Here is a 20,198-nt window from a genome sequence, read left to right as displayed (position 1 = left end):
CAAACTTAAAGAAAACAAGAAAAAATCTAAGCAGCAAAATGCTGCCTAGATTTCATTTCCTATTTTTCTCCATGCCCCGAATTTGACAAAGAGCCAATATAAAAAAATCCAAGACAATTTAAAAAGCTAATTAAAGCTTTCTAAAATCGCCTTGAAATTTTATTATTTTATACTAATTTTTTTCTTCCGAATTTATTATAAATAACAACAATAAAAACTAAATTAACAGAAATTATACCAATAGGAACAATAATCGCTTTATGTAGATAATATTTCGACATAGCTGCCCCTAAAATTACTCCGAATAAAAATACACTAATTACTGTAGAATAAATAATTAACGGTGTTTTACTCTCTTGTTTTTTCAAAACAACAAGCTTGTATAGATGCTCACTCATTGAACGTAAATTACCAGTACAAAATACACTAGCAAATACTAAATTATTAACTTTTCTAAAACCATCATATTGAATTGCGCAAATAAAAGAAATAACGATAGGTCTCACATCGATTCCAAAAAACTGGTGTTTTATTGAAATTACTATTAAAGATGTCATTTGTATCAATAATAACATAAATATATGCTTGAAAATAGATAACTCTTTATACCTGTACTCAATAAACTTACTTACTAATACCCCTACAACAAAAGAAAATATAGGGATTAAATAATGTAGGACCTCTCCAAAATTCCCCTCAATTAAATCAATACCTACAAAAATCAAATTCCCCGTTTGAGCATTAGCAAAAATACCTCCACAGTTAACAAATGTATATGCATCAAAAAAACCACCCATAACCGTCAATAATAAACAGAACATCAATTGTTCATGTACTGGAAGATTTTTATTAATCAATGTCTCTCGTAAATTCATAAACTCTAAAATCACTCCTCATAAAAATTAATCAAATATAGTTTCCCAATTTTCGATATTATTATAACAATCGAAACACATTTCTAATTGTTTTTTTGTCGTTCTAGTTGTTGATAATTCTGGTAATTCATCAAGCGAATAAAATTCTGCTCCCAATGTTTCAGTATTTTCAACAAAACTATGACTCACATATTCACATAAAACAAACACCTTAACCATTCCAAATGGAAAATTTACATGATGATGTCTATTATAATCAAGTACTGCAATAATTTTCACAGGATTAACAACAGCTCCTGCTTCCTCACTAGCTTCTTTTATTGCATTCTCTTTGATACTCATATTAACATCTTGATAACCACCCGGAAGAGCCCACTTACCATCAAACTGTTCTTTAACTAATAAAATTTTGTTATCTTTAATAACGGCTGCTCTTGTTTCTACTTTAGGTGTTTGATATCCCAATTCTCCAGCAAAATCTAGCTTAACTTTCTCTACAGGAATATCATATTTATATGATAACATTTCACATGCAATTTCTCTAATTCTTTCTGATCGCTCTCTATCAAATTTATCTTTACTATAAGCTAAACTGCATTGAGAAAGAAATTGAAGCTCTTGTGCCCATTTTTTCCAAACATCATTTTTAAATACCCTTACTATGTCTTCAACACTTCTAATAAAAATAGCATTTTTAACATCTAGAAAATCATATTCTTGTTTCATTAAGAATACATTAGCCAATGTAGAACTAAGGTTATTTTTATTATCAGTTAAAAACAAAACATTAGATTCAAAAATGTCTGGACTTTCAATAAATTCAAAAGGTATCTCATTATCAAAAAACAATTGTTTTATATCACTTGAAATATTATCTTTTAAATTCTTATCGATATATAATTTTTGATACATAAACTACCCCCAAAGTTTTATTTATTTTATTATATCATATTTTTTGAAAATTTCTAGAAAACTATGAAAAATTAGATTCGTTTTCATTATTTTTTTGTACAATAACATATTATATATATCACTACTTTAATTATTACACACAAATGTTATAAATACAATTTATTAATAAAAATGTTGCTAGATTTCGATAATAGTTGTATAATAGTTAGTGTAAGAAAAAATTAAGGAGTGATAACGATGAAATATATTATTTCACTAATTTGGTCATTTATATTCGCATTTATTGTAATATTTATCGTATCATCTATTTTAGGTAGCAATGGTGAAGTTAATACACTTCGTGACTGTGCTATTCTTTCTGTAATGTTTACAGTATTTGTTGCATTACTAGACGCTGTAGGTTTAGATAAAAAACGTTAAACGAAGCTATTTAAAACTTTAATAAAAATTTTTCACAAAAGAAAGTAGGTATTGAGGTAAATCCTCTTTCCTACTTTTTCTTTAAATATGAGGAGATGATAATATAATGAATAATGTATTAGCTACTATGTGCTACATTGACAATGGCGATAGTTTCTTAATGTTAAAAAGAACAAAGAAAGAAAACGATATTCACGAAGGTTTAACAATTAGTGTTGGTGGAAAGTTTGAACCTGGGGAAAGTCCTGAAGATTGCGTAATTAGAGAGGTAAAAGAAGAAACAAACTTAGATATTATTAACCCTAAATTAAGAGGTATTATTACCTTCCCTAATTTCGATGGTGAACGTGACTGGTATACTTATGTATTTACTGCATCTAACTACAAAGGTACACTGACAGAAGATTGTAACGAAGGTGACTTAGTATGGGTTAAAAAATCTGAAATCCAAAATATAAAAACATGGGAAGGTGACTATATCTTCCTTGATTGGTTAGTTAAAGATAAACCATTCTTCTCAGCTAAATTCAATTACAAAAATAATGAATTCGTAGACTACGAAGTTACATTTTATGAATAATTCAATAGGAGTAAAATTATGAATATAGAAATTAATAAACAATTCAAACAAAAATATATAGTGTCAGATACAAACACAGCTAAATTCATGGGAAGCGGTGATCTAGAAGTATTAGCCACTCCAAGTCTTGTAGCATTTATGGAAAATGCTGCTAAAACATACCTGAACACTTTCTTATCAGATGAGTTTGGTAGTGTTGGAAGTAATATAAATATTAACCATCTTGCTCCTACTTTGGTCGGTAAAGAAATTACAATTCAAGGAGAAATTGCTGAGGTTATTAAAGAAAAAGTTATTATTTTTTCTTTAGAGGCCTTCGAAGAAGATAAAAAAATCGGTGATGCTTCACACACGAGAGTAATTATTAACAATAAAAAATTTATTGATAAATTAACCAAATAGAATACTAAATAATTTTCAAGTAAAAAAAGGAAGGCTGTAAATCTACAACCTTTCTTTTTTTACAATTTTACTTATTAAAATTCGTTAGAAAACATTAATTCTAAGAAATATTCTTTTAGTACTTTAATATATGTACCCTTCATACCTAATGATTTAGATTCAATAATACCTGCACTCTCTAATTTTCTAAGAGCATTTACGATTACAGATCTAGTAATTCCTACTCTATCCGCAATCTTACTAGCAATTAATAATCCTTCTGTTCCATCTAATTCTCTAAAGATATGTTCAATAGCTTCTTTCTCAGAGAATGATAATGAGTTCAGAGCCATATTAACCATATCTTTATCTCTTGCTAAGTTTTTCTCTTTATCTTGTTTTTCATGTAAAATCTCGATACCTACTACTGTAGATGCATACTCAGCTAAAACTAAATCATCATCTTTGAAATCATTATCCATTCTACCAATTACAAGTGTACCTAAACGGTCTCCACCACCTCGAATTGGTAAGATTACAGTATAACTGTTTCCTTCAAAGCGTTCTTCTTCTTCTTCAGGGAAAATTGATAATGGGTCTTGGAAAGGAATATTAACCTTTGTGGCATAAACTTTTAATGTTGCATCCAAATACGCTTTAGGAACCTTTCGTTCTTGGATAATTTTTTCCATACGTTCATTTGAATAATCAACGATTGAATCATAACCAAGAATATTTCCTTCAGTATCTAGAATATAAACTACTGAATCTAAAATTGGACTAAGACGCATAGCCATAGCTTCAAAGTCTACGTTTTCGTGGCGTCCTTCTTGTAAAATTGTACTAATTTTTCTTGTTTTTTGTAATAAACTTGCCATTAATTTTCTCCTTACAAAATACTTCCCTGACTATTATAACATTTATTTCAATAAATTGTAAGACTTTTTAAAAATTAATTTAATCAATTTTGAAATTTTCTAACATTTCTAGCGATCTTTTAGCATATCTTTCATATTTTTCCTTTTTATCTTTGATTCTTTCAGGAAGTGGTTTGATAATACCAAAATTCGCATTCATTGGCTGGAAGTTTTTACTTGTGCTATCAACGATATAGTTAGCCATTGCCCCTATCATTGTTTCAGTTGGAAATACTACATCTCTGTCTTCAGTATTATAAAGTGCATTTAACGCCGCAACAATACCTGAAGCTGCACTTTCAACATATCCTTCTACCCCTGTCATTTGACCAGCGAAATAAATATTTTTTTCTTCTTTTAATCTATATGTTTTTTCTAATAATTGCGGAGAATTTAAGTATGTATTTCTGTGCATAACACCATATCGTACGATATTAGCATTTTCAAGCCCAGGAATCATATTAATTATTCTCTTTTGTTCACCCCATTTAAGGTGTGTTTGGAATCCAACAATATTGTATAGAGTTCCTTCACTGTTATCTTGACGCAATTGAACAACAGCATATGGACGTTTATCAGTTTTTGGATCTTCTAATCCTACTGGTTTCATCGGTCCAAATAATAGAGTTTTCTCTCCACGTTTTGCCATTTCTTCAAAAGGCATACACCCTTCAAAGTAAATTTCTTTTTCAAATTCTTTTAACGGAGCAGCTTCAGCTGTTATTAATTCATTATAGAAATTAGTGAATTCTTCTTTTGTCATCGGACAATTTAAATAAGCCGCTTCTCCTTTATCATATCTTGATTTAAGATAAACTTTCTCCATATCAATAGAATCTTTTTCTATAATCGGTGCTGCTGCATCATAGAAATATAATCCATCTTGTTTAGTATAGTTTCTAATATCTTGACTTAATGCATCTGATGTAAGTGGTCCTGTTGCTACTATTACAGGTACATCTCCTTTAGGAATTTGTGGTAGTTCTTCACCGATAACATTAATATTTGGATGATTTTTAATAGTTTCAGTAATCATTTCTGAGAATTTATCTCTATCTACCGCAAGTGCTCCACCAGCTGGTACTTGTGTTGCATCCGCACATTTAATAATGATTGAATCTAACATTCTCATCTCTTCTTTTAATAATCCAACAGCATTTGTTATATTATTAGCTCGTAGCGAGTTAGAACAAACCAACTCTCCAAAGTTTTGTGTTTTATGAGCTGGAGTCATTTTCTTAGGTCTCATCTCATAAAGATCAACCTTTACTCCACGTTTTGCAAGTTGCCAAGCAGCTTCACTTCCTGCCAGTCCTGCTCCAATTACAATTACTTTTTTTTCCATTAATAATCTCACTTTCTATTTTATAATAAATCTGAAAAATCTTCTTTTTCTTCTTTTTTAGCTTCTTGTTCTCTCATATATTGAGTAATAACTCTACCATTTTTATCAAATAAATATGTTTGAACACTATCTAATGTCTCAGTTATTAAATCTGAGTAGTCATCTCGTGCTTCATAAGCTTTAATTTTTTCTAATCTTGGTTTTGTTTTTGGTGCCTTTGGTGTGAAAATTGTACAACAATCTTCAAAAGGAAGATTAGAAATTTCTAATGTTTCAATTTCTTGAGCAATTTTAATTATATCTACTTTATCCATTGTCAATAGTGGTCTTAATATCGGTAGGTTAGTTACCTCATTAATACAATTCATCGACTCTAGTGTTTGAGAAGCTACTTGACCTAATGATTCTCCTGTAGCAATTGCTAAACATCCTTCTTTTTTAGCTACTTCTTCAGCTATACGTAACATGAATCTTCTTGTCGAAGTCATAGTATAATTCGATGGAACACGTTTAACGATCTCTGTTTGTAATTTAGTAAAGTTAACAACGTGTAATTTAATTTTCCCTACTACTTGACTTAATTTTGTAGTTAAATCAAAAATCTTTTGTAACGCTTCTGCAGAAGTGAATGGAGGGGATTGGAAATGAATCATTTCAACTTCTACACCCTTAACTTGAAGTGTGTGTGCAGCTACTGGTGAATCAATACCACCAGATAATAGTAATAAAGCTTTCGAAGAAGTATTAACTGGGAAACCTCCCACTCCTTTTATAAAATCAGTAAAAATAAATATTCCTTCACTACGAACTTCCACATTAATAACAAAATCAGGTTGTTTTACATTTACTTTTAGATTTTTGTAGTTTATTAACACATGACTTCCAAATACATTATTTAATTCATTTGTGTTGTGCGGGAAGTTTTTATTTGGTCTTTTGGTTTGAATTTTAAATTTGTATTCCTTATCTAACTTAGTTTCAAGAAGCTTATCAATAACCTTCTTAGCTTCTTCAACATCTAATCCCGCTCTTAATACAGGTGAAAAATTATGAATACCTGGTACTCTTTTTAATCTTTCCATAATTTCATGAACATCTTCATTGTGATCTAAATGTATATACATTCTATCTCTTTTTGTTTGAACATGAAAACCTGTTAATCCTTGTAAATTATATCTAATATTTTTTGTAAGTTTTTTTAGAAATTCATTTCTATTCCCAGATTTTAGAGTAAGTTCTCCGTATCTTACTATAATATGACTAAATTCCACTTTCAATTACCTCTTTAAATTTTTTATTGTACTCATCTATTAATACTTCAATAAACGTTTCAACTTCTTTTCTTGTAGTTTCATATGAGAAACTAACTCGAATACTACCTTCTATATTTTCCTTAGATAATCCCCTTGCATACAATGCCTCATTAAGATGGAATGTTTTTGAAGAACAAGCACTAGTTGTAGAAACCATAATACCTCTATCATTCAAGGCATTAACAATTACCTCACCCTTAATTTTTGGTAAGCTAATATTAACAATAGAATCCATAAAGTTTTCACTCAATGGTGAATTAATTACTATATGCTTATATTTAGAGAATTCATCAACAATAAGTTTTTTATATTCCTTGTGTTTAGCTTTTATCACTTCAACTTTTTCTTGCGATAATCTTAATGATTTTGCTAAACTTACCGCAGCTGCTACATTTACTGTTCCACTACGTAATCCATCCTCATGTCCACCACCAAAAGTAATATTATGAACTGTTCGTCTAGATTTTAAATACAACACTCCAATACCTTTTAATCCATGAAATTTATGTGCAGAAATAGAATAACTATCAACTTTTGAAAGGTCAATACTATTTTTTAATACTCCTTGCACACCATCAACATGAAAATGAACTTTTGGAAAATCTTTTAGTATTTCTGAAATTTCATTGATAGGTTGAATTGCCCCGAATACATTATTAACTTGCATCACACTTAATAATATAGTTTCTTTATTTAATAATGTTTTTAAATGATTTAAATCTATAATACCATTCTCATCAACATTAACATAGTCTAAAATAAAACCACGTCTTTCTAATTCTCTAAATGTTTCTAAAACTGAAGGATGTTCAATCTTAGAAACAATAATTCTATTTCCAAAATCTTTCTTGTGTTCAACACTTCCTAATAATGCAATATTATTACTCTCGGTAGCACATGAAGTAAAAAAGATACTATCTTCCCCTACACCAAGAATAGTTGCCACTTGAGCTCTTGCAGCTGAAAGAAGCTTATTAGTTGTTTTTCCAAATTTGTTGATACTAGCTGGATTTCCATAATAAGACGTATTAACTTCCACAAAAGCATCTAGAGCTTCTTTATACGGTTTAGTCGTAGCACAATTATCTAAATATATCATACTATCTACCTTTCTTTCTCAATAATTAAATATGTTTTTAAAAAATAAACATATTTTGAACCACTATAAAGTATATAATAAAATCAATTATTTATCAATTAAACAGGATATATTTAATATATCTACATTCATAAATTCATCGTAAAGTTTTAAAAGTATAAGAGGAGCCTCTCAAAAATATGAAATTTTCATATTAGTGAGAAACTCCTTTAATTATTTATAGTTACTCTTTATATTCATTTGCTACAACATCTTTAAGAATTTGATCCCATTTTGGTAAATTTCTATCTATTCTTATAGCACGGTCACTATCTGTTCCTAGAATATTGTGAGAACTTGAAGCGATAATAAATACTTCTCCATCCACAAAAAATTCATAAGAAAAAATCGTTTTGATTCCGCTATGTTTTTCAATCCATGCTTTTATAAAAATATCTTGACTATTATATCTTATATTGGATCTTATCGAATACTTAACATCAATATCAGCATAATATAAATTATAGTTAATTAAAGAATCGATATCTATACCTAAGCCGTTTAAATAATACTTCTTAGCAAGATTCATCCATTCGTAAACATATTTATTATCTAAAAAACCAGCTTGATTGAAAAATTTTTTTTCTAATTTAAATTTAATCGTTTTTTCGTACACTTTATTTCTCCTTTGCAATCAATTCTGAAATTTTTTCCATTAATATAGCAGTAATCTCGTCATGAGTTTTACCTTCTTCTTTTAAAGAAGCAGCATCTATCTCATCACCAATTACTATCTTAATACTAGAAAAAATTCTAAAATTTTTATTTGGGATAATAGCAAATGGAATAATTTTTGTTTTTGCTCTCGTAGCGATAAATGACGCTCCATTATGAGATTGACCAAGGTCTAAATCTTTTGAATGAGAACGAGTACCCTCAGGAAAAATCCCGATAACTTCTCCTTCTTTAAGTAATTTAATACTATTATTTATCGCTGTTCTATCAAATGTGCCTCTTTTTATAGGAATTGCTCCTGTCGCTTCTAAAGCTTGTTTAACAAAAACTATTTTAAACAATTCTTCTTTAGCTATGAAGCGGATATTTTTCTCGAAAAAAGCTGGGAATAATAATGGATCATGATTACTCAGGTGATTCCCTGAGATTACTACACCTTTAGCATTTTCTATTTTTTCTTTATTAACAATCGTAACTTTATAAAATGTTTTATAAAATAAACTTAATAATATTCTTACAAAATTATACATGCTACACTCCTATTTAATATTATCTTTCTACAGCTTTCACTAGTTCAGTCATTTTATCAACAACTTCGTCAATAGTCATAGAAGTCGTGTCTAATAACGTTGCAGAATCAACTTTTACTAGTGGGGCAATATCTCTATTTTCATCTTGCCAATCTCTAGATTTAATATCTTCCTTAACTTTTTCAAAATCAACATTTTCTAGACCTTGTCGTTCAAAATCCAATACCCTTCTTCTTGCTCTTTCTTCAACAGATGCTGTTAAAAATATTTTAACATCTGCATTAGGTAGGACAACTGAAGCAATATCACGTCCATCCATAATAATATTATTAGTATGAGCTAGATTTCTTTGAGTATCAATTAGGAATTCTCTTACTGCAGGAGATTTAGCGAATAATGAAGTATACTTACTAACTTCTGCAGTACGTATTTTATCACTAACTTCCACATCGTTTACATATACATATTGAACACCATCAACATATTCTACTCTAAAATCTAACTCTTTAAGTAATTCTTTAATTTTATTTTCTTCCAATTCTTTTAGATCATTAGATAGAAAATTATAAGTTAATGCACGATACATAGCACCAGTATCAACATAGTTAAATCCTAGTTTTTCAGCTACCATTTTTGTTATCGTACTTTTTCCAGATCCTGCTGGCCCATCTACAGCCACTGATACATATTTCATTATATACCTCTCAGACAAATTTTTTCAATATACATTATAGCACAGACTTGCTTTTAACACTACATTTATACGAAAAAAATTTTTTTAACATCATCATTAATTAAACTCAATCTATAAATTTAACAAGATGTATCTCTATAATTTTACTTAAGCTTTAATCCTGCTAATCCTGCTAGTGCGTTATTTTCTAATTTTTCCTGCTTCATGTATTTTTTCATATCTACACGGCTAGCCTTATCTTTTTTACTTGATTTAATTCTCTTATCGACTTCTTTTTGTTTCAACGAATTTCCACATTGACAGCGATATGTAGCATTTTCCCCATTTCCGAATAACGTCATTTTCTTATGACAATTATCACAACGAAGATTTGTTAAACGGCTAATCACCTTGCGATTACGACAGTTTGGATTAGAACATTTTAGCATTTTAGTTCCTTTTTTATCTACTTCTAACATAAAACTATCGCACTCTTCACATTTCTTACCACTAATGTTATCATGCTTGAACTTATCTTCACTATCTTTAATTTCTGCGATACAAGATTTTGTATATTGTTTAACATCATTTAGAAACTTATCTTTAGAAAGTTTATTTCTAGCAATATTATCAAGTTGTTTTTCCCATACCGCTGTTAGAGACGGACTCTTAAGATTTTTCGGAACTAAATTAAGTAGCTGTTTAGCCTTATTAGTAGTTTTAATTCTTCCATTATCCAATACTAAATAATCATTCGTAAATAGTTTCTCTAATATATCCGCCCTTGTCGCAACAGTTCCGATACCATTTGTTTCCTTAAGAATTTTTCTTTCATTCTCATCATCAACAAATTCAAATGGATTTTCCATAGCATATATTAAACTACCTTCAGTATAATAACTAGGAGGAGTAGTTTGTTTCTTATTATAAACTAATGATTCAAGTTTAAGACTATTATTCATTAGATTAATAACTTTATCTTGGATTTCTTCTTTACTTAAAACTTTATAACCTTCCTGAAGAACTTTTAGACCTTTTGCTGAAAACACCTTATTTTCTAGAGTAAATGAGTAAGTTGTTTCTTCATATTTATAGTCAGGTAGTAAGTTTTCTAAAAATCTTTTTGCCACTAAATTATATATTTTCATCTCCATCTCAGACATAGACATATAATTTGGTCTTTGTTCTGTAGGTATAATCGCATGGTGATCACTTACTTTTGCATTATTAATAATTTTCTTAGCATTTAAGTCTTTTTCTCTTAGTAACTTAGCCGTGATTTCTTTAAAATCTCCACCTATAGCCTGCACACGATCTCTTAAAGTATTTTTCATATCACTTGTTAAATATCTACTATCCGTTCTAGGATATGTCAATACCTTATGTCTTTCATAAAGACTTTGAACAATATTCAGCGTCTGTTTCGGTGACATACCAAATAAAGCACTTGCTGTTTGTTGAATATCTGTTAAATTATATAATGGTTTAGCCGAAGAAGTCTTAGATTTTTTTTGAACATCGTTAAATTTAATATCTTTATTAATATTTTTCTTAATAAATTGTTCTGCTCTACCTAAATTAAACTCACTGTTACCGCAGCTAAACTTAACACCATCAATTTGTGCTTCAAATGTAAAATAATCTTTCGGCTTAAACTGTTTAATTTTTTCTTCTCGTTCGAAAACCATCTGTAAAGTTGGAGTTTGAACTCTACCACAGTTTAGAGATGCATTGTATTTTAGTGTTAAGGCTCTTGAAGCATTAATCCCAACTAACCAATCTGCATTAGCGCGAGCTATACCAGAATGATATAATCCTAGATATTCTTTTCCATCTTTTAAATTTTTAAATCCATCTTTAATTGCCTTATCAGTTACAGACGAAATCCATAGACGTTTAATATTTTTATTACATTTAGCTTTATCAATAATGTAGCGAGCAACTAACTCACCCTCACGTCCAGCATCAGTTGCAATAATAATTTCATTAACATCTTTTCTATTTAGAGCATTCTCCACTACTTTATATTGTTTAAAAGTCTTCTTAATAACCTCAGTCTTCATATATTTCGGAATCATCGGTAAACTTTCTAAATTCACATTATTAAATTCTTTATATTTATCCGGTGTTTGAAGGGTAATCAAGTGTCCCAATGCCCATGTAACTACATATTTATCTCCCTCTAAGCAACCATTCTTATTATTTTTAGCACCGAGATTCCTCGCAATATCACGAGCAACCGACGGTTTTTCACAAAGTACTACACTTTTCATCAATAATATCCTCACATATTTTTCTATACTACTATAATTATTATAATAGAAATAAATTAAAATAACTAGTAGAACTTATAATCACTATCACTTTCCTTCAACATTAGTTGTAAAATACACCTCATATATATTATAATTTATATAACAACAAAGGAGGATTTGTCTATGAAACTTTATTTAGCAGGAGCACTATTTAATGAAGCGGAGATCGCTCAACGTTTAAAAGAAGGAAAATTATTAAGTGAAAGATTCGGAGAAAAATTATCTGTTTTCAATCCAATCGAGCAGCCTTTCAATGAAGATAAACAAACATTACCTACACCACAAGATATTTTCAATGGAGATACATACGCAGTAGAAAATTGCGACATATTCTTAGCAGATGTAACTAACGAAGACAGCGGAGTTATGGTAGAATTAGGAATAGCTATTGCAATGAACAAAAAAATCATAGCTATTAATTCTGATATTAGATTAAAATCAGCTAACAAATACGATATACCTAGCTATGCAATGAACCATTACGTTCTTGGTGGTATTTTAAAACATGGTACACTAGTATACAGCTTTGAAGAAGCTATGGACGAACTAGAAAAACTGTTTTGTCTAAAAACTAAACTTTAACATTAAAAAGGGTTGACTCAAACTAATTAATAGATTGAGTCAACCCCTTTATTTTTATTTAACTTTCAATTTCTTATCTTTTAATTCTAATACTACATCAGCAGCATTTGCTAATTGGTTACTATGAGTAACAACAATTACACATTTATTATTCTCAACAGCAACTTTTTTTAGAATATCAATAATCTCTTGTGCAGTATTCTCATCTAAGTTTCCTGTTGGTTCATCAGCAAGTATAATTGGTGCTTCAGATACTAATGCTCTCGCTATAGCTACACGTTGTTGCTGACCTCCAGAAAGTTTCATAACATTACGATTAATCTGCTCTTCTTCCAATCCAAGTTTTAGAAGAATATCTTTATTCACATTTTTCGAAACTAGCTTTAGATTCTCTAATGGTGTTAAATAATCAATAAGATTATAATTTTGAAATACTAAAGAAATATCTTTTCGTCTGTGTTCACTATATCCTATTTTTTCAATATTTACGTTATCAAATAAGATTTCCCCACTAGAAGGAGTATCTAACCCAGCTAATAAAGATAATAAAGTTGATTTACCAGCACCTGACTTTCCTATTATTGCATAAAACTTCCCTACTTCAAAGTTATAAGTAATTCCACTTAGTACTTTTGATTTGCTATTTTCATATAAGTAATCTACATTTTTTAATTTAAAAATCGACATTTCTTAATCCTCTCTAATTTATTTGCGTTAAAATTTTCTTCGGTTTCATTTTTAATATTGGTAGTAAAGCAACTATAACTGAGATCATTACAATAGTTATCATAACAACTATCACACCAATAATATCTGAACCATTAATCGAAATTTTAGTTAGTTCATCACTAATTATTTTCGGTAAATCTTCTGAAAAAATACTTGTAGTATTACCTCTAATATATTTAAGTAAGATAAACTCTAGTCCTAAAGCTGATAAAAATCCAAATATCGTAACCATTAAAGTTTCTACAGCAAATTGTAAAATTAAATTTATTTTACTTATACCTAACGATAGTAAAACTCCAATTTCATATAATCGTTCTCTTATCCAAAACATAAGCACTAGTGATAAAATCACAACTCCTACAATTACACTACCAATTCTAATCATATTTGTAAGTTTTGTAATACTTTCAACTGAAGAAGTAACTAATTCGTAATTTTTGTTGGATTTTGAGACAGCGATATTATTTATTCCCAAACTCTCAACGCTTCTTATAATATCATCTAACTTAGTTGGATTATTAACTCCATACTCTACAGATGTAACTTTGTTATTAGAAGAATAGTCTAATAACTTTTGGCTAGAGTTATAATCTGTATAAACTGTATTTTCTATAAAATCTGAACTTAATCCTTCAAAATTATTAGTCTTCTCCCCTGAAAAAATTCCAACTACTACAAATTCAACAGTTTTACCATTTTGTTCTAATTTAATCTTATCACCTAAGTTTAAATTGTTCATTGAAGCAAATTTTTCATGAACTAGGATTTTATTTTGATCATTTTCTTCTATATGTCTTCCCTTTTCTAGTTTCAGAACTTCACTTTTAAAATCTATATTATTTTTTGTAGAAGTTATTCCATTCATCATCACTAAATTACTCTTATTTTTTATTTCCTCAGTAATGGTAATATTTTGATTTTCTTGAACAACTTTTTTGTCTACTACATTAACAGACTTCGCATAAAGATAATTCTTCTGGTTTACTCCAGCAACTTCATTAATTTTCTTCAAAGTATCCTTTTCTATTTCCTTATTTGATTTATCTATACTTTCAATAGTAAATCCAAAGTTAACATCTTTATATAGATTTTTAGAGATAGTTCCCACAGTTGTATTTAGTATACTTCCACTCAATAAGAACAACGATATTAGTGTAACAATGAAAAATAAAATGGTACTCCTAACTTTTTTTCTAATAATATAAAGATATGCCCTATTAAAAATACTCATGAGTTTCTCCTTACATTAGTTAATATCCGATAATAAATCTTTTGGTTTTCTATAAGCCAATCTACTAGAAGCAATACCTACAGCAACAATAATAATTATAATTCCCACAACAACTACTGTTATCATATTGCCAAGTCCTACACTTACATCTAGTGCTGTAATAATTTTATTCGCACCTTCAACTTCTGCATTTGCTCCAAGATTAACACCATTAGCCTGACTAGATATAGATTTACTTACCGACTTAATAGACTGTTGTAAAATTTGATTACCAATACTTTGACTTATCGCACTTCCAACAAAATACGAAGCTATAAAACTTGGAATACTAATTAGCAGAACCTCAAGAATAAATTGACCAATAATACTTGCTTTTGTCATCCCGATTGCTAAACTTACACCAATCTCTTTTCTTCTACTGTTTATCCATAAGAATAATATTAGAGAAAGAATTACTATACTAAATACTATTGTAGCTATAAATACTCCGTTAGTTAAGCTATATATTGTATCTAATGATTGTTGTAATGCTGGGAAGTTTTGATTGCTTTTAACAAGCATATATTGTTTCCAGTTAATAGGTAATTTCTTAGCATCGTTAATTACACTATCTACCTTATCTTTTCCATCAACTAAAAAGGTTGCATCTTGATATATTTCTTTTCCATCTTCATAGTTATATAAAGTTTTAGTAGTTTGAGTATCTGCTATAAAAATATTATCATACAGCTCCATGTGACTAGAAGTTACACCTTTATTTTGTCCTCCAAAAATACCAACTACAGTAACTTCTACCTCTTTATCAGATTTTTTCTCATTATCGGCATCATTTGGATTACCTTTTAATTTAATCTTATCTCCAACTTTAACTTTATTCTTCTTCGCAAAACCTTCATGAATTAAAACAGAGTTTTTATCATCATCTTTAAGATGTCTACCCTCTTGTAACTTAAGTGTCTCAGCCGAGAATCTATCGTCTAATGAAGAATCATTAGTTCCACTTACAATCACAGTTTTAGAGAAAAGTTGTCTTTGTTTGTTGTTTTTCTCCTCTTGTTGATGATTAGCAAGTTTTAGTGGTTCTAAATCAACTAGATCTGCACTCACATTCATTCTTTTTATATATTTTTTCACACCAGGAAGATTCTTTATTTTTTCTATATCTTCTCCGATTAAGTTACCAGCACCTCTTGCAGTACCTGGATTAGTTTTTCTATTAATCTCCATAGAAAAACTACTAGTTATATTCTGGAAAGTTTCTTTAGATAAAGCATCCGTTGATTTTTTTATTGAAATAGTACTTAAAATTAATGATGACATTGTTACTAAAATCAAAAATATAACAAATGATTTAAAACTTTTCCTAGTTATATATAACCAAGCTTTAGTTAAAATTGACATTTTTTACACCTCTTTTTATAATATTTTAACTTAAATAGGATTAATAACTATTATCAACCTTTATTTATATGATAACGCTTTTACTTAAAATTAAACTTATATTATTCATATAAATTTAAAACGTTTTAATTAATAATACAAATAAAAATCCAAAACACAAGATTCATTTGTTTCTCGATATTTTGGATAAACACATTTTTAATTAATTTACACTATCATTAATAGATAATTTTTTAGAATTCAAAATCAATACCTGTTTTATTTCTCTCATAAAACCATTTAACTAATCTATCCCGAGTTAAATTATCAGCAAGAAGATTGTTTAAAGCAATTTGTGCATCTAAATAACGTATACATTTGTTAGCAAGTTCTACTCCTTCAGGTTTATTGAGCTTAAGTTGAATTTGAGCTAATATGTAGTTAAAAGCATTCATATGATACTGAAAATAAGTAACATTAGCATAATGCGTCTTGAGTAAATTTATAGCTTCTATACACCTTTCTTCAGCCTCTTCAACAAATCCTCTTCTCGATAACAATGCTACAGCACCATGTACTAATATCAGAAATCTTTCCGATCTGTCAACAGAAAATATACTATCTGAATTAACAGGTTTCATGTTTTCCTCTATTACACGGCGAATAAAATCATCTGAAAATTCTTCTGCTGTAGATGTTCTTAACATAAAAGTTAATGTTAACATTTCATTAGAATTATGACTATCTAAACTTCTTAGATGATTTAAAACAATTTCCCTATTTTCTTTAATTATCTTAGGTCCCTCAAGATCACCAGATATACTAATAATCTGATCAATATATAGTCTTTCATTCATACTTATTTTATCTTTTTGTAAGCTTTTTACAGCCAAAGATCTAATAGCTGTGGTACTTCCTGACGAATCTAGATTTCTCACTTCTCTTAAAAATTCAGATATATCGAAACCTACAAGTGGTATATATTCAGATAAATAATCATGATATTTAATACCAATATTTACAAGTAGCTTTTCGAATACATCTAAAGAAACACTAGTTTCATCAGCCTCGAATCTGATTAAAGTTCTCACTGAAATGGCATCACCTGCTGCATCTTTCAGTTTTATGCCTCGTTCTTCTCGTATTTGTTTGAAGACTTTTCCATGTATTTTTTTCTCGTCCACTTAAGTATCCGCCTCCTAAATAAATCTCAGTACAATTATAACATAAATAATGTAATTAATGTTATAAGACTGCTTAATTTTTTCATTTTTATTAAATCATTCAAGTTAAATGTTCACAATTTAGACAAATTAAAAAAGAGTAACCGACAACACAACACAACACAGTTACTCTTTTTTATGCCTATATTATTCTCCGTTTAATTACCCTTGTTTTATAAACTTCAAAATTAATACTTTTCTCATCATTATTATATTTTTTACTTAATTATATTTAGGTACATAATATTTTTCTCCAATTTTGTTAAATATAAATTCTTTTGAACAACTTTTTCAAATTAATTTATAATAGCAAGTTAACAAAATTATCTTTAATAAACTTCAACTTTCTTTTCTATAATTATACCTTCTTTTCCCTAGTATATCTATGTCAACGAAAAAACAACCAAAAGTGTTAACAAGATATTTTGTCTTTGTTTTAGTAAATAATAAGTACGGACTCTTATAGACATTTATTATTATAGCATTATTTTTTCATAATTTACGTTCTGTGTTAAAATTGTCACTTTTTGGCATTTTATAGTTTATATTTACACAAAAGTGACACCAGTGACACTCTTTTGGATTTAATACTAGAATTATTTTTTAAAAGTAATTATTTTCTAAAATTCTTTAGATTAATTTTGTTATTTTATAACAGTAGAAATCGCTCAGAAATAAGAAATAATTAGATGTATTGAATTCTAAGAAATTCATTATCTTAAAATTTCTTTAATAAAAATTTAATACTAAAATTTAATTAATTAATTTTAAGTTTTATTAGCTTAATTTTTTCAATATTCGTTTTCTACTTTATTCTTTTCTACTTATATTTATAAAATAATTGTCCCCCCTTCTCATAAAAAGGGAGACAATTAAACTATTATTTAACTTAATTATTCTCTTTATTTTTACGTAGTTTCGCAGCTACTGCTAATGCTACTAATCCTGCTACAGTTGCCATTCCTGTTTGACTTTCACCTGTATTAGGTAGAGTATTTAATCCATTTGAATTGACTCTTGGGCGTTGTAAGTTAGGTTGGTTATTTGATGAACTTGGAGCTTTGTCACCTGGTTTTGGCGTATCTTCAGGACCTGGTTTCGGATCTGGGTTGTCTCCTTGATTTTTCCTTGGGTTTTGGTCTTTTTCTAGAGTTTGTTCTTTACCTGGGATTAGATCTTTATTTAATTCTTTTCCTAGTTCACCTGGTTTTTCAGGATTCTTATCTTCTGGTGTTCCTGGTAAATTAGGTTTTTCTTCTTTAATAGGAGTTTCTGGAATTTCTGGGATTATTTCAGATTGTCTTTTCTTCTCTTCTTCATCTCTTAAATATTTCTCTAAATCAAACTCTATTGGATCTATTGTATTATTATCAGCTAATACTGCCCATTTGAAGTTTTCTAATCTATACTGTCTTTGAATTCTCTCGAATTCTTTAGTATCCTCTAATAATTGTTTTTTAATTGAATCTAATTCAGTAGTAAGAGTTTTTAGTTCTTCTTCTAACTTAGCTTTTTCTTCTTGAGCTTTAGCTAGTTTTTCTTTATTTTGATCTAACTGAATTCTATCCATTCTTAATTTTTCTAAATCAGCTTTTGCTTTATTTAATTCTTCTTCATTTGCTTTTACATCAGATTCTAGTTTAGCAATCTTAGTATTAAGTTTGCTAATTTCATCTTCAGTTTCTTTCTGTAAGGCTTTAGCTTGATCTAATAATTTAGCACTTTCTTCTACATCTTTTTGTGCAGCGTCTAAATCAGCAGCTAATTTAGTCATTTTTTCAACGTATTTAACGTTATCTAATTCTAGTTGGTCTACAACTTTTTGTTGTTCATTTGCTTTAGTAGTTAGGTTGTTGATTTTAGCGTCAATTTCTTGTACTTTAGCAGTTGCTTTTTCTGTTTGTTTTTCAGTTGCTTTAAGTTCGTCTAATGCTTTAGTTGTACTATCTAGGTCAGCTTTAGCGTCTGTTACTGGTTGTTCTTTGCTTTCACGAACTTTTACAGCATCTTCATACGCTTTTTTGAAACTGTCAAGATCTGGCACTTCTGGTAATTCTACTGTATCTTTTGACTCATTGCTGTATTTAGCTTTGTAGATTTTATGAGCTCGTTCCATTGCCTCATCGCTTGGATCATCATAAGTTGGCATATGATTTGCAACTTCACCTGGGATTGCATTTCTTTCTTTTACATTAATGTAAGAGATTTTAATAATTCCAGTTTTTGGTAGCGCTGCTCCTGCTTTTTCGAATTCTTCGTAAATATCAAGTGGCATACGTTTTAATTCTAGAATGTTTCCAAATTTGTCAAATTCAATATACTGTTTATATTTATCGATAAGTTCTTTTGGTAATCTATTAACATTGTATATATCACCTACATTTTCAAAATGTGCAACGCTTAATCCCATAGGGTCATTAGCTTTATATAATGATTCGGCATGACTATAAGCACCTGTGATAATTCCTTCATAGAAGAATAACATCACTGAGTTGTAAACATGCTCATATAGCTCATTTCTTGACATTGTATTATCCTTTTTAGTTTCAGAACCAGCATTATATAAGTTCTCGTAGAAGTTACCTCCACGTAATAGTCCGTGTTTAGCAGCAACTTCAGAAATACCTTTTACATAGTGTCCTGCATCAAGTGAACTGTGATTATCTCTTACCATAGTTGCAGAGATTTCTTTAGCAAGTTGCATTGAATTTTTGTTAACTTTTAATGGTTCTAATCCAAATTGTTTACGAACTTGGTTCAATAGGTGCATACCATATTGAGACATTTTAAGTCTATCTTCTTCTGACATATTTTTAAGATCGATTTCGTAGTCATCTTCGTGACTATAATTGTTGAATTTGAATTCATATCCAATTTCTTTTTCAACTGCAATTAATTCATCAATCATTTCAATTTTTTTAGCTATGAACTGTTTAGATGTTAAACCTTTAGATCTCCAGTTAAGGTTTAAGTCCATAA

Annotated in this window: 19 protein-coding genes; 4 read left to right on the top strand and 15 right to left on the bottom strand. The window is 28.9% G+C overall.

The genetic code is table 11. The features are described 5' to 3' along the window. Window positions 1-167: 167 nt before the first annotated feature. Together PNO30_RS06905 and PNO30_RS06900 are read right to left on the bottom strand one after the other, a co-directional pair. Window positions 168-875, bottom strand: a complete 708-nt coding sequence (locus PNO30_RS06905; protein ID WP_271965297.1) for a YoaK family protein — start codon at window positions 873-875, stop codon at window positions 168-170. Between the two features lie 27 nt (window positions 876-902). Beyond that, a complete protein-coding gene (locus tag PNO30_RS06900; RefSeq protein WP_271987651.1) occupies window positions 903-1,787 on the bottom strand; it encodes an NUDIX hydrolase in 885 nt (294 codons plus the stop codon). A gap of 237 nt (window positions 1,788-2,024) precedes the next feature. Here PNO30_RS06900 and PNO30_RS06895 point away from each other — a divergent pair, with 237 nt between their 5' ends. The 3 genes from PNO30_RS06895 to PNO30_RS06885 all read left to right on the top strand — a co-directional run bounded on the left by PNO30_RS06895 (window position 2,025) and on the right by PNO30_RS06885 (window position 3,189). Further along, window positions 2,025-2,207, top strand: coding sequence for a DUF2929 family protein (locus PNO30_RS06895; protein WP_003145970.1), 183 nt, complete (start codon window positions 2,025-2,027; stop codon window positions 2,205-2,207). Between the two features lie 106 nt (window positions 2,208-2,313). Continuing rightward, window positions 2,314-2,787 carry an NUDIX hydrolase gene (locus PNO30_RS06890; protein ID WP_271965294.1) on the top strand — a complete coding sequence of 158 codons (474 nt, stop codon included), beginning with the start codon at window positions 2,314-2,316 and terminating at the stop codon, window positions 2,785-2,787. Window positions 2,788-2,805: 18 nt separating this feature from the next. Next, window positions 2,806-3,189, top strand: a complete 384-nt coding sequence (locus PNO30_RS06885; protein ID WP_271987650.1) for a thioesterase family protein — start codon at window positions 2,806-2,808, stop codon at window positions 3,187-3,189. Between the two features lie 74 nt (window positions 3,190-3,263). On the opposite strand, the gene codY is transcribed toward PNO30_RS06885, so the two are convergent. The 8 genes from codY to PNO30_RS06845 form a co-directional block, all read right to left on the bottom strand. Beyond that, the gene (gene codY / locus PNO30_RS06880; RefSeq protein ID WP_271987649.1) at window positions 3,264-4,046 is read right to left on the bottom strand and encodes a GTP-sensing pleiotropic transcriptional regulator CodY; all 783 of its coding nucleotides are present in this window, start codon (window positions 4,044-4,046) and stop codon (window positions 3,264-3,266) included. Between the two features lie 79 nt (window positions 4,047-4,125). Then, a complete protein-coding gene (trmFO, locus tag PNO30_RS06875; RefSeq protein ID WP_271965291.1) occupies window positions 4,126-5,430 on the bottom strand; it encodes an FADH(2)-oxidizing methylenetetrahydrofolate--tRNA-(uracil(54)-C(5))-methyltransferase TrmFO in 1,305 nt (434 codons plus the stop codon). Between the two features lie 20 nt (window positions 5,431-5,450). After that, on the bottom strand, window positions 5,451-6,701 hold the full coding sequence (thiI, locus tag PNO30_RS06870) for a tRNA uracil 4-sulfurtransferase ThiI (RefSeq protein WP_271987648.1): 1,251 nt from the start codon (window positions 6,699-6,701) through the stop codon (window positions 5,451-5,453). Next, window positions 6,691-7,842 (bottom strand): cysteine desulfurase family protein, encoded by a 1,152-nt coding sequence (locus PNO30_RS06865; RefSeq protein ID WP_271987647.1) that lies wholly within the window; start codon window positions 7,840-7,842, stop codon window positions 6,691-6,693. Before PNO30_RS06865 ends, thiI begins: the two co-directional genes overlap by 11 nt. A gap of 223 nt (window positions 7,843-8,065) precedes the next feature. Beyond that, window positions 8,066-8,497: a hypothetical protein gene (locus tag PNO30_RS06860; protein WP_271987646.1), complete on the bottom strand. Its 432-nt coding sequence runs from the start codon at window positions 8,495-8,497 to the stop codon at window positions 8,066-8,068. 1 nt (window position 8,498) lies between these two features. After that, window positions 8,499-9,086 (bottom strand): lysophospholipid acyltransferase family protein, encoded by a 588-nt coding sequence (locus PNO30_RS06855; protein ID WP_271965286.1) that lies wholly within the window; start codon window positions 9,084-9,086, stop codon window positions 8,499-8,501. Between the two features lie 19 nt (window positions 9,087-9,105). Next, a complete protein-coding gene (cmk, locus tag PNO30_RS06850) occupies window positions 9,106-9,780 on the bottom strand; it encodes a (d)CMP kinase (RefSeq protein ID WP_271987645.1) in 675 nt (224 codons plus the stop codon). A 143-nt stretch (window positions 9,781-9,923) separates the two neighbouring features. Next, window positions 9,924-12,032: a DNA topoisomerase III gene (locus tag PNO30_RS06845; RefSeq protein ID WP_271987644.1), complete on the bottom strand. Its 2,109-nt coding sequence runs from the start codon at window positions 12,030-12,032 to the stop codon at window positions 9,924-9,926. Between the two features lie 165 nt (window positions 12,033-12,197). On the opposite strand from PNO30_RS06845, the gene PNO30_RS06840 reads away from it, so the two are divergent. Next, entirely contained in the window at window positions 12,198-12,656 is a 459-nt protein-coding gene (locus PNO30_RS06840; RefSeq protein ID WP_271987643.1) for a nucleoside 2-deoxyribosyltransferase, read from the top strand. Between the two features lie 54 nt (window positions 12,657-12,710). Here PNO30_RS06840 and PNO30_RS06835 read toward each other — a convergent pair whose 3' ends face one another. The 5 genes from PNO30_RS06835 to PNO30_RS06815 form a co-directional block, all read right to left on the bottom strand. Further along, window positions 12,711-13,343, bottom strand: coding sequence for an ABC transporter ATP-binding protein (locus PNO30_RS06835; protein WP_204642338.1), 633 nt, complete (start codon window positions 13,341-13,343; stop codon window positions 12,711-12,713). A gap of 13 nt (window positions 13,344-13,356) precedes the next feature. Beyond that, window positions 13,357-14,616 (bottom strand): ABC transporter permease, encoded by a 1,260-nt coding sequence (locus PNO30_RS06830; protein ID WP_271987642.1) that lies wholly within the window; start codon window positions 14,614-14,616, stop codon window positions 13,357-13,359. A 15-nt stretch (window positions 14,617-14,631) separates the two neighbouring features. Beyond that, entirely contained in the window at window positions 14,632-16,017 is a 1,386-nt protein-coding gene (locus PNO30_RS06825; protein WP_271987641.1) for an ABC transporter permease, read from the bottom strand. Window positions 16,018-16,250: 233 nt separating this feature from the next. After that, entirely contained in the window at window positions 16,251-17,180 is a 930-nt protein-coding gene (locus tag PNO30_RS06820; RefSeq protein WP_271987640.1) for a helix-turn-helix domain-containing protein, read from the bottom strand. Window positions 17,181-18,108: 928 nt separating this feature from the next. Continuing rightward, entirely contained in the window at window positions 18,109-20,196 is a 2,088-nt protein-coding gene (locus PNO30_RS06815; protein WP_271987639.1) for an SEC10/PgrA surface exclusion domain-containing protein, read from the bottom strand. Between the last annotated feature and the right edge of the window lie 2 nt (window positions 20,197-20,198).

The sequence above is a fragment of the Gemella haemolysans genome, assembly GCF_028308085.1.
Classification (GTDB): domain Bacteria; phylum Bacillota; class Bacilli; order Staphylococcales; family Gemellaceae; genus Gemella; species Gemella haemolysans_D.
Note: the sequence above shows the minus strand (reverse complement) of the source record. Positions and strands in the feature narration are given on the sequence as shown.